The 14,163-nt window shown below is 59.5% G+C and carries 14 protein-coding genes; 6 read left to right on the top strand and 8 right to left on the bottom strand.

Annotated features, from left to right (window positions below):
- Positions 1 to 2 precede the first annotated feature (2 nt).
- Entirely contained in the window at positions 3 to 581 is a 579-nt protein-coding gene (gene petA, locus FHW77_RS05845; protein WP_004442965.1) for a ubiquinol-cytochrome c reductase iron-sulfur subunit, read from the bottom strand.
- 309 nt (positions 582 to 890) lie between these two features.
- On the opposite strand from petA, the gene FHW77_RS05840 reads away from it, so the two are divergent.
- A complete protein-coding gene (locus tag FHW77_RS05840; RefSeq protein WP_004442967.1) occupies positions 891 to 1,823 on the top strand; it encodes an endonuclease/exonuclease/phosphatase family protein in 933 nt (310 codons plus the stop codon).
- A 9-nt stretch (positions 1,824 to 1,832) separates the two neighbouring features.
- Here FHW77_RS05840 and FHW77_RS05835 read toward each other — a convergent pair whose 3' ends face one another.
- From FHW77_RS05835 to FHW77_RS05825, 3 genes are all read right to left on the bottom strand, one after another.
- On the bottom strand, positions 1,833 to 3,701 hold the full coding sequence (locus FHW77_RS05835) for an ABC transporter ATP-binding protein (RefSeq protein ID WP_004442969.1): 1,869 nt from the start codon (positions 3,699 to 3,701) through the stop codon (positions 1,833 to 1,835).
- Positions 3,702 to 3,845: 144 nt separating this feature from the next.
- On the bottom strand, positions 3,846 to 5,696 hold the full coding sequence (locus tag FHW77_RS05830; protein WP_004442971.1) for an ABC transporter ATP-binding protein: 1,851 nt from the start codon (positions 5,694 to 5,696) through the stop codon (positions 3,846 to 3,848).
- Between the two features lie 376 nt (positions 5,697 to 6,072).
- The gene (locus FHW77_RS05825) at positions 6,073 to 6,948 is read right to left on the bottom strand and encodes a phosphodiesterase (protein WP_004442973.1); all 876 of its coding nucleotides are present in this window, start codon (positions 6,946 to 6,948) and stop codon (positions 6,073 to 6,075) included.
- A gap of 234 nt (positions 6,949 to 7,182) precedes the next feature.
- Here FHW77_RS05825 and FHW77_RS05820 point away from each other — a divergent pair, with 234 nt between their 5' ends.
- Entirely contained in the window at positions 7,183 to 7,656 is a 474-nt protein-coding gene (locus FHW77_RS05820) for a tRNA (cytidine(34)-2'-O)-methyltransferase (protein WP_004442975.1), read from the top strand.
- A 173-nt stretch (positions 7,657 to 7,829) separates the two neighbouring features.
- Positions 7,830 to 9,482, top strand: coding sequence for a Na/Pi cotransporter family protein (locus FHW77_RS05815; RefSeq protein WP_004442976.1), 1,653 nt, complete (start codon positions 7,830 to 7,832; stop codon positions 9,480 to 9,482).
- Between the two features lie 59 nt (positions 9,483 to 9,541).
- Here the strand turns inward: FHW77_RS05815 and FHW77_RS05810 are convergent, their stop codons facing one another.
- Positions 9,542 to 9,817: a hypothetical protein gene (locus FHW77_RS05810; RefSeq protein ID WP_004442978.1), complete on the bottom strand. Its 276-nt coding sequence runs from the start codon at positions 9,815 to 9,817 to the stop codon at positions 9,542 to 9,544.
- Positions 9,818 to 9,945: 128 nt separating this feature from the next.
- On the opposite strand from FHW77_RS05810, the gene hemF reads away from it, so the two are divergent.
- The 3 genes from hemF (at position 9,946) to FHW77_RS05795 (ending at position 11,550) form a co-directional block, all read left to right on the top strand.
- Positions 9,946 to 10,857 (top strand): oxygen-dependent coproporphyrinogen oxidase, encoded by a 912-nt coding sequence (hemF, locus tag FHW77_RS05805; protein ID WP_004442979.1) that lies wholly within the window; start codon positions 9,946 to 9,948, stop codon positions 10,855 to 10,857.
- A 121-nt stretch (positions 10,858 to 10,978) separates the two neighbouring features.
- Complete coding sequence (locus tag FHW77_RS05800; RefSeq protein WP_004442981.1) at positions 10,979 to 11,245, top strand: hypothetical protein; 267 nt, start codon at positions 10,979 to 10,981, stop codon at positions 11,243 to 11,245.
- Positions 11,246 to 11,364: 119 nt separating this feature from the next.
- Positions 11,365 to 11,550 carry a DUF1059 domain-containing protein gene (locus tag FHW77_RS05795; RefSeq protein ID WP_004442982.1) on the top strand — a complete coding sequence of 62 codons (186 nt, stop codon included), beginning with the start codon at positions 11,365 to 11,367 and terminating at the stop codon, positions 11,548 to 11,550.
- Between the two features lie 26 nt (positions 11,551 to 11,576).
- Here FHW77_RS05795 and FHW77_RS05790 read toward each other — a convergent pair whose 3' ends face one another.
- Genes FHW77_RS05790 through FHW77_RS05780 form a run of 3 tightly spaced genes read right to left on the bottom strand, consistent with a single transcriptional unit; the run spans position 11,577 to position 14,094 of the window.
- On the bottom strand, positions 11,577 to 12,833 hold the full coding sequence (locus FHW77_RS05790; protein WP_004442983.1) for a CCA tRNA nucleotidyltransferase: 1,257 nt from the start codon (positions 12,831 to 12,833) through the stop codon (positions 11,577 to 11,579).
- Complete coding sequence (locus FHW77_RS05785) at positions 12,830 to 13,468, bottom strand: NUDIX hydrolase (RefSeq protein WP_004442984.1); 639 nt, start codon at positions 13,466 to 13,468, stop codon at positions 12,830 to 12,832. The genes FHW77_RS05790 and FHW77_RS05785 overlap by 4 nt, the downstream gene beginning before the upstream one ends.
- A complete protein-coding gene (locus tag FHW77_RS05780; RefSeq protein ID WP_004442985.1) occupies positions 13,465 to 14,094 on the bottom strand; it encodes a DUF1285 domain-containing protein in 630 nt (209 codons plus the stop codon). The genes FHW77_RS05785 and FHW77_RS05780 overlap by 4 nt, the downstream gene beginning before the upstream one ends.
- Positions 14,095 to 14,163 lie beyond the last annotated feature (69 nt).

The following is a 14,163-nucleotide window of genomic DNA, read 5'->3' as shown; positions in this document are numbered from 1 at the left end:
CCTTATCCGATCTTGATCACGGTATCGGATGTGAATGCAAATGTCGGGATGGCGAGGTTCTGCGGCGCCGGACCCTTACGTATGCGGCCCGCCGTATCGTAGTGCGAGCCATGGCAGGGACAGAACCATCCGCCGAAATCGCCGGCCTGGCCGAGCGGAACGCAGCCGAGATGGGTGCAGGAACCGACCATGACGATCCAGTTTTCCTTACCCTCGCCGGCGGAACGGTCGATATCGGTCGCCTGCGCGTCGGCGGCAATGTTGGCGTTGCGCGCCACCGGATCCTTGAGTTCGCCAAGAGCGACCGCCTTGGCTTCCTCGATTTCCTTTTCCGTGCGGTTGCGGATGAAAATCGGCTTGCCGCGCCACTTGACGGTAAGTGACATGCCCGGCTCGACCGCCGCGACATCCACTTCGATGGAGGCCAGCGCCAGCGTCGATGCATCGGGGCGCATCTGGTCAATGAAAGGCCATGCAACTGCGGCGGCACCGACGGCGCCCGCCATTCCTGTCACTAGATAAAGAAAATCGCGACGGGTCGGTTCACCCGAAGCGTCGTGATTGGTTACGTGCTCGCTCACCGCTACACCATCCTCTGCGCTGTTTTTGCCGTAAATCGCATGAGTCCTCCCGCTATGATTTGATCCAGGACAATCTCCGTCCCACCGTCCTGGACACAACTGCGGCATCAAGAAACCGCGTCACTCTGTGTGATCGCAAAATATTGACCGACTTGGCAAGAGCAAAGCACACAAAGCTGCCGTAATTCTGCCCGAAGCGCCCGATTTGCTTCTCATTTTTTCGCCGCCTCTGGCAGTCGGGCAACATTGTGCACCCAAAGGCGCCATGTTAGGAGACTACGAGGGAGAGCTTGGAAAGCAGGGATTCGGATGACGGCGAAGCTCTCGTGCATGGTCTCCACGGCGGTTGCTGCCGTTCTCGTCATTGCCAGTCTGCGCTACATCACCGATTTCTGGCTTCTTGCCTTCGTCACCAGCTTCCAGCTTCATATCGCCATTATCTGCATCCTGTTGTCATGGCTGGTATTTTGGCTCATGCGCGACGCCTTTTCCGCCGTGCTCTTGGTCTGGTCGATTGCGCTCGCCGTCCATGCGGTGGCCATGCTTCTGGATTTTTCGACATCGGCCACGGCCGCACCGGATGCGCAGCCGTTCCGGCTGCTTTCCTTCAATGTGCTGATGGATAACGCCGCCAATGCGGAGGTTATTGCCGACGCGATTGTCGAATCACACGCCGATGCGGTTTATCTCTTTGAAGCGGACGCCCTACAATCGGCTCTGCCGCGTCTGCAACAGACATATCCGCACAGGCTGGGCTGCTTCGAGGGAACGCCAGGCTGTGACCTCGTGATCCTGTCGAAGCGGCCTTTGCTCGAAGGCCATTTTCATAGTCTTAGCGACCTGCGCCGCGACCGTTTCGCGATCGCCAAAATCGATCTCGACGGCAGGGAAGTCACGCTGGCCGCGGCACATCTTACCAAGCCCTATTTCGACGATTATCACCGCGACGAGCTGGACGAGGTCAGCGAAATTCTCTACCGCGTCACCGGGCCGCTCATTCTTGCAGGAGACTTCAATTCGGCAAGCATCGCTCCCGATATGCGGGATTTTCTGGCCGCCAACAATCTCAGGAAAGCCCCCTGGGAGCCCGCGACTTGGCCAACGGAAGTGGGACGTTTCGGCATAGCCATCGACCATATCTTCGCCCGTGAACCGGCAACGCTGATAAAAACCACGCGCCTGCCGGACAGTCTCGGCTCCAATCATTACGGCCTGATGGCCGACTTCATGATCGGCAAATAGCGCCGCGCTTTACGGGATCGCCTCGTCTGCTGCGAGAAACCCGCCCGATTGCCGCGCCCAGAGCTCCGAATAGAGTCCGCCCCGCGAGACCAGTTCCGAATGTGTGCCCTGCTCGACGATGCGCCCCTGATCCATCACGATCAACCGGTCGAGCGCCGCGATGGTCGAAAGGCGGTGGGCGATTGCCAGTACCGTCTTGCCCTGCATCAGCTCGTCCAGATTACTCTGGATCGCAGCCTCTACCTCGGAATCGAGCGCTGAGGTCGCCTCATCAAGCACGAGGATTGGCGCATCCTTCAGCATCACACGGGCAATGGCGATGCGCTGGCGCTGGCCGCCGGAGAGTTTCACGCCGCGTTCGCCCACATGGGCGTCGAAACCGGTGCGTCCGCGCTGATCCTCCAGCCGCTTGATGAAGTCGTCCGCCTTGGCCCGTCGCGTCGCCTCCTGCAATTGCGTTTCGCTGGCGTCGGTGCGGCCGAACAGGATGTTGTCCCTGATAGAGCGATGCAGCAGCGAGGTGTCCTGCGTAACCATGCCGATATGGGCCCGCAGCGATTCCTGGGTTACCCCCGCAATATCCTGCCCGTCGATGAGAATGCGTCCTTTCTCGACATCGTAAAACCGCAGCAGCAGATTAACGAGGGTGGATTTTCCCGCGCCGGAGCGTCCGACGATGCCGACCTTTTCCCCTGCCCTGATGTCGAGATTGAGATGGTCGATGACGCCGTTCTTTCGGCCATAGTGGAAACTGACATTCTCGAAACGAATGCTCGGTTTTTTAACCTCCAGCATAACCGCGTCAGGCGCATCGACGAGACCGATCGGCTGAGAGATCAACTCGGCGGCGTTCTGCACCGTGCCGAAATTACGCATGATGCCGTTGAACTGCGTCATCAGGCGCCCCAGCAGGAAATTGAGACGCAGCACCAGCGCCAGCGTGAAGGCCACCGCACCGGAACTGATCTTGCCGGAAAGCCACAGATCGATGCAGAGAGCCGCCATGGACGTGATCATAACGCCTGACAGCAGCGCCATCGATGCCCGCACGCCGGTAATGAACCGCGTGAACGTCATCGTCGCACGCTGAAAGATATCGAAGCCCTGCCGCATGTAGCGGTCATTGGCGTCGTCGCGCCCGAACAGCCGCAGGGTCTGGATATTGCTGTAGGCATCTACCATGCGGCCGGAAAGCATGGAGGCGGCTTCCGCCGTTTCTTTTGAATGATAGCGGATGCGCGGCACGAAATAGCGCGCCAGCAGCGAGAAGATCGCCACCCAGACAACGACGACGACCGCAAGCCGCCAGTCCAGCCCCCCGATCAGAAACAGCATCGAGACGGAATAGATACCGACGAACCAGACGCTTTCCATCAACGAGGTCACAAGGTCGCCCGCCGCCTGCCCGCCGGACCAGACCTTGGTGACGATGCGGCCGGAAAAATCGTTCTGGAAAAAGGTCAGCGACTGCCGCGCCACATGCATGTAGGATTGCCAGCGCACCAGGTTGTAGAAGCCGGGCGTGATGATCTGCTGATCCACCAGCGCCGTCAGCATCGTGACGATGAAGCGGATGACCCCGATCAGGACAAGCATGCCGACGAGCTCGCCGCCATGGGTGGAAAGCAACCCGGCCCAGCCTTCTTCCGGTTTTACCGTCGAGAGAATATCAACAAGCCGACCGACGAACCAGAAAAGCGCCGCCTCGATGGCCGCAGTCAGCCCACCCAGCACCAGCATCGCGAAGAACGGCGCTTTCGCCTGCGAAATATAAAACCAGATGAAGGCGAACGTGCTTTCCGGCGGCCGCAAATCGTCCTTGCGGTCGAAGGGCTTTATCCAGTTCTCGAAATACTCGAAGATGCGGGTAATGAGCATGATCCGGATATAGGCGGATTCCCGGTGCGGGAACAGCCGCGGAGGCTACGGTGAGAGATTATATTTCGGTAACGTTCCGAGAATGAAAAAGGCGGGAATAAAAGACGGAGGGCGGGAACCCTGTTTCCCGCCCTTCGTCTTTCCTTACTCCGCGGCCGCTTCCGCCTCGTGATCGGCGATGAAGCCGCCGGACTGGCGCCGCCACAGATCGGCGTAAATGCCGCCCATTGCCACCAGTTCCGCATGGCTGCCCGCTTCCACAATCCGGCCCTTGTCCAGAATGATCAGCCGGTCCATTTCGGTCAGCGTCGAGAGACGGTGGGCGATGGCGATCACCGTCTTGCCTTCCATAAGCGAGAACAGGTTCTCCTGAATTGCCGCCTCGACTTCTGAATCGAGCGCCGAGGTCGCCTCATCAAGTACCAGAATCGGCGCGTTCTTGAGGAAGACGCGCGCAATTGCGATACGCTGGCGCTGGCCGCCCGACAGTTTCACGCCGCGTTCACCTACCTGGGCATCGAGGCCCTGGCGACCATGCATGTCGACCAGCGTTTCGATGAAATCCCAGGCATTGGCCCGCTTTGCTGCCGCAATCACCTGCTCGTCGGTGGCTTCCGGATGACCATAGGCAATGTTGTCGCGGATCGAGCGGTGCAGCAGCGACGTATCCTGCGTCACGACACCGATCAATTCTCGCAGGCTGTCTTGCGACACCTTGGAGATGTCCTGACCGTCGATGGTGATCCTGCCGCCTTCCAGATCGTAAAAACGCAGCAGCAGGTTCATCAGCGTCGTCTTGCCCGCCCCCGAACGACCGACAAGACCAACTTTCTCGCCTGGCTTGATGTCGAGCGTCAGCCCGTCGATCACGCCCTTGTTCTTGCCATAGTGGAAGCGGACGTTGTCGTAGCGGATGCCGCCCTGCGGGGCCGCAAGTTCCGGAGCCTTCGGAACATCGACGATATCGTGCGGTTTCGTCATCATCGACATGCCGTCATAGACCGTGCCGATATTTTCGAACAGTGAGGTGACTTCCCACATGATCCACTGCGACATGCCGTTGACGCGCATCGCAAGGCTGATGGCAATGGCGACGGAGCCAGCCGTCACCGAACCCTGCATCCAGAAATAGAGACCGAGCGCGGCCGTTGAAAACAGAACCACCGCATTGTTGAGGTCGATCAGGATGTTGAAGCCGGAAATCTTGCGCATCTGGCGGTGAACGGTTCCGAGAAACACGTTCATGCCCTCACGCGCGTATCTCTCCTCGCGGCCCGCATGGGAAAACAGCTTGATCGTCGAGATATTCGTATAGCTGTCGACTATCCGGCCCGTCATCATGGAGCGCGCATCGGCCTGCTCCTGCGCCAGCCGGCCGAGCTTGGGCACGAAATAGGCGAGTATACCCATGTAGATACCCAGCCAGACCAAAAGGGGGATAACCAGTCGCCAATCGGCAGCCGCGACCATGAACAGCATCGAAAAGACAAAGCTGATCGCGTAGACGAAGACGTCGATGACCTTCAGTGCCACTTCGCGGATCGCCAGCGCCGTCTGCATGACCTTGGTCGAAACCCGGCCGGCAAATTCATTGGCGAAAAACGTCATGGAATGGCGCAGCAGGAAACGGTGCATTTTCCAGCGCGCAATCATGCCGAAATTGCCGGCAAGCGTCTGGTGCATCGTCATGGTGTGGATCGCGCCCATCAGCGGCAGCAGAAACAGCACCAGCCCGGCCATGATGATCAGATGCCAGCCCTCATCGGCAAAAAACGTCTCGCGATTGGCCGTGGAAAGCCAGTCGACGATATTGCCGAGGAATTTGTAAAGCATCGCTTCCGCAACGGCGATGCCCATCGACATCAGGCCGAGCAGCAGCAGCCACGGCCAGGCGGGCTTCACATAATGCCACAGGAACGGCAGAAGCGTCTTCGGCGGCACGGAAGGCGTCGAAGACGGAAAGGGATCGAGACGTTTTTCAAACCAGCCAAACATAGGCCAAGCTCCGGCAATAAATCGCCCCGTCGTCAAAGGTAAGCGGACGCAATATGGCCCACGACGGAACGGAAAAGTCTTTGAACATGGCCGTGACAGCCACATGACGAATCGGAATAAGGGAAACGCGGCCGAGCCGCAGAGTAACACCTAGGCCAGCAGCAGCACTACTGGGGCCGGGAGGCGAATACGAATGTCATTTGGCATAAGAACCTCCCTTGGCTGGTGTTGAAGATATGGCCTTGTAGCGCAAAAATTAAGCAATGACCAGCCGGAAAGACACCGACACGCTCGAAAACTCGAGATGTTCGAGTAGCACAAAGGGACGGATTTACCCGCAAAGGTTTCCGACCACCGCCTGCCGTGCTGCACCGCCTTATTCGGCTGCGTCCTGCGCCTGACCACTCTCATATTCCGTGATCAACTCGATCATTCCGGCCTGAGTATGGCGCTTGAGTTCCCGACGGTCGCTGGGCTGCGGGGCAAAGGTAACGGTCAGACCCGTATCCCTTATCGTGCCGATGGCGAAAGATGCGCCGGAGAGCATGCGTACGCCCTCATGCAGCCACAGAGGATCGGTCGCGAAATGCTGGCCGATACCGACCACGATGGGAATGCCCTGCCAGTGTGACATGCGGTCGTAATGGATGTGGCCTGCCAGAATACCAATGACGTCATGTTCGAACAGCAGCTCGTCCAGAATCTCGGTATCGTCAAAGGACAGGGATTCCCACTCCGCATCGGGACGGTCGAAATCAAGCGCCGGCGCATGGTGCATCACCAGCAGCTTCGGCAATTCGGGATGGTTTTCCAGCTCATCCTCAAGCCATTCGACCTGTCCGGGTTCGAAAGCCCCCCCAACCTTGCCGGGAACGCTGGTGTCCATGACGATGATGTGAATGCCGGCAATCACCTCGGCATGGTCATAGGGCTCGTCCAGATCCTCGTGGCGATCGAGCATCACGGGATAAAATCCATCGCGGCGGTCGTGATTGCCGAGCGCGAAAAGCACAGGCATACCGAGTTCCGCTTCCTTTATCAGACGCTTGAGCTCCTCATAGCTGCCGGCATCGCCCCGATTGGTCAGATCGCCGCTGACGACGATGAATTCGGGCGGCGGCACCAGCGCCTTGATCTGCGCAAGCGTCGTGGAAAGCGTGGCCGAGGTCTCTGAATAAAGATCGTCATCCTGCACCTGCGGATTGCCCACATGCAGATCGGTCAGATGGACGAAATTCACCCGTTCGGACATGCTATCCCCCTGTTGCTGCGTGCAGAAGATCCGGCTCAAGTAGGCCGACGTCAACCGTTCCCGATGGTTCGGGCAAGCCTGATGATGTACTGGTGAATGGGTAGCCGCCCAGTGTGTCACGCGCATGAATATCCGGTCTGGAATGGCACCCGAGAGGGACTTTTCGCAAACTGCCTGTCGTCCCTTGCCTGCGCGTGATAATCGGACGAGCACAGCAACCGCAGTGAGATCTCCATGTCCGGCACCACGACCGAAATCAGAATCGCCCTTTACCAGCCCGACATTCCCGGCAATACCGGCACCATCCTGCGGCTGGCCGCCTGCCTTGGCCTTGGCGTCGACATCATCGAACCCGCAGGTTTCGACATCTCGGATCGCAATCTGAAACGGGCCGGCATGGACTACATTGCGGCGGCGGCCCTCACGCGCCATGTCAGCTGGGATCGCTTCGAGGAATGGCGGGCAACCACCGGCCGGCGGCTCGTCCTCGCCTCCACCAAGGCAGCCCAGCCCTATACCGATATCACCTATCGTGCCGACGATATCCTGCTCTTTGGCCGCGAAAGTGCGGGCGTGCCTGATCACGTGCATGAAAAGGCGGATGAGCGAATCATCATTCCGATGGTCGCCGGGCAGCGCTCGATCAACGTTGCGATGTCGGCTGCGATGGTCACCGGCGAGGCCTTGCGCCAGACCTCATGGTCCTGACCTGCCATCTTTACAGCCAATTTTTCAGGCAAATTTGAAAATTGGCCGTTTTTGCCGCGAAACTGTCGCAACCCGGCCTGTACCGGAGGCGTTCACGCTCCTATACTGATTAGCCGGACAATAAAAATCGCCCTCGCCGAGACGGTCCGCCGGCGGGTGTGTGGAGACGTCGCATGCAGTCCACCATTGTCATCGTCAATCTTCTCGGCGCGGTCGCGCTGCTGCTCTTCGGCCTCGCCCAGGTGAAGGATGGCGTGACCCGTGCCTTTGGCATGAAACTGAGGAGCGTACTCGCCACCGGCACCCAGAACGGGCCCCGATCCTTCTTTTCCGGCTTCTTCGCCACCGTCGCGCTGCAGAGCTCCACGGCAACCGCTCTCACCGTCGCCTCCTTCGCCGAACGTGATCTCATCAAGCCGCGCATGGCACAGGTCGTGCTGCTTGGCGCCAATGTCGGCACCGCCGTGACCGCGTGGATCGTGGCGGCGGGCGTCGAATGGTTGTCACCGCTTCTGATCCTCGCGGGCATCGTGCTCAAGAAGGGAAGCTCCAACGCCAGGCAGGGCGGCGGAACGGCGCTGATCGGCATCGGCCTGATGCTTTTGTCACTGCATCTGCTGAGCGGCGCGACCGAGCCCATGCGCGCCTCGCCCGCGCTTGCCGTCTTTATCGGCCTGCTCGACGGGGCCTGGCCCGTTGCGCTGATTTTCTCCGCGGTGCTTGCCTTCGTCTCCTCCTCCAGCCTTGCCGTGGTGGTGTTGATCCTGTCGCTTGCGGCCACCGGAACGCTTTCCACCGGCCTCGTCATCGTCCTCATTCTCGGCGCCAATCTCGGCGGCGCCATTCCTCCGGTCATCGCCACGCTTTCCGGCCCCGCCTCGGCGCGGCGCATCACCATAGGCAATCTCGCGGTGCGCACCACTGGCTGCCTCATCGCCCTGCCGCTCGCCTCCTATGGCGCGGAGTTTCTGCAGCAATTGCCGCTTTCACCCGCGAAACTGCCGGTCGACGCCCATCTCATCTTCAACGTCATCCTGGCCGCGCTCGCATGGCCCTTCTCGGGCCTCATCTCGGATCTGATGGCGAAGCTGGTTCCCGGTGATCCGAAAGCCGAAGACGGCCCGAATTTCCTCGATCAACAGGCGCTGGCAACGCCGGTGGTGGCACTGGCCAATGCAACGCGGGAGGTCCTGAGCGTCGGCGACAGCATCGAGCGAATGCTGATCCGCGCCGAAAACGCCTTCAAGCACAACGACCTGGCGCCGCTTGCCGAAATATCCCTGCTCGAAAAAAAGGTCGACCGCCGCCAGCAGGAAGTAAAGGTCTATCTGTCCCAGCTCGGCCGCAAGGGGCTTGACGATGAGGATGCCCGCCGTTCGATCGCAATCATCGATTATGCCATCAACCTCGAACATATCGGCGACATCATCGAAAAGGGCATTTGCGAACAGATCCGCAAGAAGGTGCTGAACAGCTTCAAATTTTCCGATGACGGTTATGAGGAGTTGAAGACCCTGTTCGACATGACCATCGAAAACCTGCGCGCCGCCCAGAGCATTCTGGTGACCGGCGATTTCGAACTTGCCCGCAGGCTGATGGAAAGCAAGGTGGATATTCGCCGCCTCGAAAAACAATCCTCCAACCGCCATCTGGAGCGGCTGCGCGATGGACTGACGGAAAGCATGCAGACAAGCTCGCTGCATCTCGACATGCTGCGCGACCTCAAGCGTATCAACGCCCATATCGTTTCGGTGGCGCACCCCATTCTGGATGAAAGCGGCGTGCTGATCGAAAGCCGTTTGCGATACGCCGAGCCGCGCGCCTAGAGGATTTCAGGAAGCGTCGCCCGGTTTTTCGGTACGGAAAGACGAAAGCACTCTAAAAATCAGTCTGCCGAGGGAAGCCGGCGCATGGTGAATTCGATGCGGTCACCTTCCAGCTGCCGCCAGCTTTCCACTTCAGTCCAGTAAGCGGCCTTGGGAAAGCTGTCGAACCATTCTCGGGCCTTGGCGCGGGCTTCTTCGCGTCCCAGACAAAACGTTTGCCGCACGAACATGCCCTCACGCTTTTGTTCGCCGCCGGCGCTGTCGCGCTCCCTGCGGTGATTGGCAATTCTGCGCTTCAGCCCGTCGAGGGGCGGCGGTCCGGTAAATTTCGTCATGATATTCACCTCTGGCACCTACGTCTTTAAAGATAGTGTCGACACGCTGACTTGGCGAGTCGAATTTGTGCGCGGCGCAAACACCTGCTAGAGGCGGCATGACAGACTACACCGCAGGAGAATGAGACATGGAACGGCCGATCTTGCCGAAGGGCTTGCCCGAGGACATTGAAGACAAGAAGGCCGTTGCCCAGGCATGGTTCCAGCATCTGCGCGACACCATCGTCGCCTCCTTCGAAACCCTGGAAAACGAACTGACCGGCCCCTTGTCCGATCAGGAACCGGGCCGTTTCGTCCAGAAAGACTGGCTGCGTGACAATGGTGAAGGCGGCGGCGGCAAGATGTCTATGATGGAAGGGCGCGTCTTCGAAAAGGTTGGCGTGCACACCTCCACCGTCTACGGCGAATTTTCACCGGAATTCCGCAAGCAGATACCGGGCGCGGAAGAAGACCCGCGCTTCTGGGCATCGGGACTGTCGCTCATCGCCCATCCGGTCAATCCCAATGTGCCGGCCGTGCATATGAATACCCGCATGGTGGTCACCACCAGCCACTGGTTCGGCGGCGGCGCGGACCTGACGCCGGTGCTTGGCCGCAGGCGGACGCAACAGGACGCCGATACCCAGCTGTTCCACCGCGCCTTCGAGATCACCTGCAACCGCCATCCCGTGGCGGACTATCCACGATACAAGACGTGGTGCGACGAGTATTTCTACCTGAAGCACCGCGACGAGCCGCGCGGCACCGGCGGCATCTTTTTCGACTGGCTGCATCCGCAAGAGCAAAATGGCGGCTGGGACGCCAATTTCGCCTTCGTGCAGGATGTCGGCCGGGCCTTCAATCTGGTCTATCCGAAAATCGTCCGCGCCAATTTCAACCAGAACTGGACGGAAGAGGACCGCGACGAGCAGCTTATTCGCCGTGGCCGCTACGTGGAATTCAACCTTCTCTACGATCGCGGCACCATCTTTGGACTGAAGACCGGCGGCAACGTCGAATCGATCCTGTCCTCCCTGCCGCCGGTGGTGCGCTGGCCGTGAAAACCTCACGCAAATTTGACGCTTATCAGCCATTTTGTCGCAAATAGCGTAAATTAGGACTTATGGAAAAATCAAGGCAGTGGTAGTCTCCTCCCGCAGACGTACTGGAGGAGCTATCGTCATGATTACTTCGAACAGCATGCCTATTTCTGCTTCCGCCGAGGGAGCATCGCAATCCATCGATACCACCGCATTGATTGACCGCCTGGCCGCCGAAATGCGCTCAACAGGCGATCGCGAACTGCCGCATTCCTTTTATGTCGAACAGGTGAAACGCACGCTCGCCGGAAAAGCCGTGAAGCGCGCGGATAACGACGAACGACCCAGCACAAAAATCCCGCCAGCCGGGACGTCCTCCGTTTTCCAGTGCTGGGCGATGCCCGAATAAGTCCGGTATCAGCGCTCAAGGACGCCGCTTTGGAACATAAGCGGCGGACTTTTGTTTCATAACGGAAGGGCAGCACGTCACTTCAATGCTGCCTTTTTCTGAAGCAGGGAGGCAAGACCATGAGACTTTTTGAATGTGGAACGCTCGTGCCGGGCTGCGCCTGGCATACACGCGCAGATGACGATGCTGAAGTCGTCCGCCGCACGGTGGAGCATATGCGCTCGGCCCACGGCGAAACCGTTATCCGCGAAAATATGATCGAGAACATCAAGGCCCGCATCCGCGACGAGGCGAATGCGGCTTAAACCGTAGTATCAGCGCTCTGGCAATATCAGTTCTGAAGCATCTCTTTAAGCCGGGCGGTCAACGCTGCCCGGTCAAGCGAGAAATTGACGTCGATCCACTTTTCCTCAAGGCTTTTCAGCACCTCGCCGACCTGCGGACCGGCCGCGACGCCCGCTGCCATCACGTCTGCACCGCTTAACGGAAATCCGGGCTTCTGGAATTTCTCCGCCCTCGCCAGCAGTGTCGAAAACCGCGCAGCCTTCTGCATGGCTGTCTCGCCGGCCGAAATATCGGCACGAGCGGAGGAAAGCGCGAGTTTCAGCCGCGTCTTCACGCCTTCAACACCTTGACGATAAAGCAGCCGGTCGAGCGCCGTCTCCTTCAGTTCGGGATCTGCCGGCGGGGCCGCGGCCCAATGGGCAAGGTAGGCAGCTTCTGCCTTCGACAGCCTCAGCCGCGCGGCCAGAGAGGCCATCCTCTCGCCATCCGGCGGCACGATCGCGGCAAGCCGCAGCATTGGATCCACCGCCCAGCCAAGAGCCTGCTCCGTCGCGACCAGACCGTGAATGGCGTCGATCCCCCATTTCTCGGTTTCGGGAAGAATTTCCGTTAGAACGCCCGATTGCCGCATCCAGAGCAGGGCGCGGGAAGGATCGCGGGCCGAAAGCAGCTTTTTCAACTCGCTCCACACCCGCTCGGCCGAAAGCGTCGCCAGCCTGTCCTTGGCCCGTGCGCTGGCTCGCAAGCCATCTGCATCCGGGCGGCCAGAGCCATAATGGGCAAAAAAGCGGAAAAAGCGGAGAATCCGCAGATAATCTTCCGAAATTCGCGTCGCCGCATCGCCGATGAAGCGCACGGTTCCGGTTTCGATATCGGGCAACCCGTAGATAAGGTCGATGATCTCGCCCTTTTCATCGGCATAAAGAGCATTGATGGTGAGATCGCGCCGCTCGGCATCGGTCTGCCAGTCGGTGCCGAAGGCCACCTGTGCGTGGCGGCCATTGGTCTCCACATCGCGGCGCAGCGTCGTCACCTCGAAACCTTCACCGTCGATGACCAGCGTTACCGTGCCATGCTCGATGCCTGTTGGCACCGCCTTGATGCCCGCGGCCTTGGCCCGCGCAACAACCACGTCAGGGGTCAGCGTCGTGGCCATGTCGATATCGACCACCGGCAGGCCCATCAGCGCGTTGCGCACCGCGCCGCCGACGATCCGCACCTCGCCGCCATCGGCATTCAAAAGCGCGAAAATGCGCTTCAGTGCCGGTTTTTCGAACCAGTCCTGGCCGGCAAGGCTGTTCATGAATAAAACCTTTCGTAAATCGTCCTGACGATGCCCGCCGTAATGCCCCAAATGTAGCGTTCGCCATAGGGCATTTCATAGAAAAACCGCTCCTTCCCCTGAAAGATGCGGCTACCGCGCGCGTGGTTTTCAGGGTTCATCAGAAAGGACAGCGGCACCTCGAAAACTTCGTCCACTTCCGCCGGATTGAGCGTGAGGTCGAAGCCCTGCCGAACAACGGACAGCACCGGCTTTATCCGGAAACCCGTACCGGAGATATAATCCGGCAATCGCCCCACAGTTTCCACGAAGGACCGGGACAGACCGATTTCCTCCTCCGCTTCGCGCAATGCTGCCTCTTCCGGCGTGCGGTCCTCGGCGTCGATACCGCCTCCCGGGAAGGAAATCTGGCCTGAATGTTTGCGTAAGGTGGAGGTGCGCTGGGTGAAGATCACCCGGGCATCATTGCCGTCATCGATAACGGGGACCAGCACGGCGGCGTCTTTCAGCTTGATGCCGTTCCCGGACAGCACCACGCCCGGATTGAGGACATGGTCGCCATTTTCGCGCTCGGCCACGCCCTCGCCCTCCTGCAGCACCCGGCGGCGGAAGTCGCTGGCAGTAAAAGCCTTGAGGCCTATTGTCGTGATCGTCATTGCGAAAGCCGTTCCAGTTCATTGGCGGGCATGACTGGAAAAACGACGCCGCCCGAGCGCACCGCGAACATGTCGACGCCGTTTACCTCGATCACTTCACCGAGGGCGACGAGGTCGTACATCACGGCTCGCGAGACAAGCGCTTCCAGACGGCCGCGGACCAGAAGATAGGGCTTCAACTCGCGGTTTTCGCCCGAAATTTCAAACCGCAGCGGATGCTCCCGCCCCGCCTCTACCACGTCGCCAACATTCGTCCGGAAAGTGAGCACAGGCTCCCCATCCTCCTCGCCCACCGTCACCTTCATTTCCACGGCGACGAAAGGCGCATCGACGACCCGGATCCCGACTTTTTCCACAGGAGTTACAAGATAGGTTTTGCCATCCTCATCCTTCCGCAGAACGGTCGAAAACAGCCGCACCAGCGGCGCCCTGCCAATGGGCGTGCCGAGGTAGAACCAGGTGCCGTCGGCCCGGATTTCCATGTCGAGATCGCCGCAAAAGGGTGGATTCCAGCGGTCCACCGGGGCCGGTCCGCGCCTGGCGTCACCGGTCTGTTCCGCGGCGCGGGAAATCAACGCCGCAAGGCCAGCCGCATCATCAGCCGAATTTATCGTCTCCGCTGCCATATTCGAGTCTCGCTTTGCCGATAAGGAAATACTAAGTCACGACATAGTCATTCGAATGGCGCTTGTCAG

The organism is Agrobacterium sp. RC10-4-1, assembly GCF_014138475.1.
GTDB lineage: Bacteria > Pseudomonadota > Alphaproteobacteria > Rhizobiales > Rhizobiaceae > Agrobacterium > Agrobacterium pusense.
This window is presented reverse-complemented; position numbering and strand designations above follow the sequence as displayed.

Bases quoted from the DNA above. Each gene is read 5' to 3' on its own strand.
- FHW77_RS05825 (WP_004442973.1), bottom strand. From the start codon at position 6,948: ATGTCCGAACGGGTGAATTTCGTCCATCTGACCGATCTGCATGTGGGC.
- FHW77_RS05780 (WP_004442985.1), bottom strand. From the start codon at position 14,094: ATGGCAGCGGAGACGATAAATTCGGCTGATGATGCGGCTGGCCTTGCG.
- FHW77_RS05830 (WP_004442971.1), bottom strand. From the start codon at position 5,696: ATGTTTGGCTGGTTTGAAAAACGTCTCGATCCCTTTCCGTCTTCGACG.
- FHW77_RS05800 (WP_004442981.1), top strand. From the start codon at position 10,979: ATGATTACTTCGAACAGCATGCCTATTTCTGCTTCCGCCGAGGGAGCA.
- FHW77_RS05790 (WP_004442983.1), bottom strand. From the start codon at position 12,833: ATGAACAGCCTTGCCGGCCAGGACTGGTTCGAAAAACCGGCACTGAAG.
- hemF (WP_004442979.1), top strand. From the start codon at position 9,946: ATGGAACGGCCGATCTTGCCGAAGGGCTTGCCCGAGGACATTGAAGAC.
- FHW77_RS05820 (WP_004442975.1), top strand. From the start codon at position 7,183: ATGTCCGGCACCACGACCGAAATCAGAATCGCCCTTTACCAGCCCGAC.
- FHW77_RS05840 (WP_004442967.1), top strand. From the start codon at position 891: ATGACGGCGAAGCTCTCGTGCATGGTCTCCACGGCGGTTGCTGCCGTT.
- FHW77_RS05815 (WP_004442976.1), top strand. From the start codon at position 7,830: ATGCAGTCCACCATTGTCATCGTCAATCTTCTCGGCGCGGTCGCGCTG.
- FHW77_RS05785 (WP_004442984.1), bottom strand. From the start codon at position 13,468: ATGACGATCACGACAATAGGCCTCAAGGCTTTTACTGCCAGCGACTTC.
- FHW77_RS05810 (WP_004442978.1), bottom strand. From the start codon at position 9,817: ATGACGAAATTTACCGGACCGCCGCCCCTCGACGGGCTGAAGCGCAGA.
- FHW77_RS05795 (WP_004442982.1), top strand. From the start codon at position 11,365: ATGAGACTTTTTGAATGTGGAACGCTCGTGCCGGGCTGCGCCTGGCAT.
- FHW77_RS05835 (WP_004442969.1), bottom strand. From the start codon at position 3,701: ATGCTCATTACCCGCATCTTCGAGTATTTCGAGAACTGGATAAAGCCC.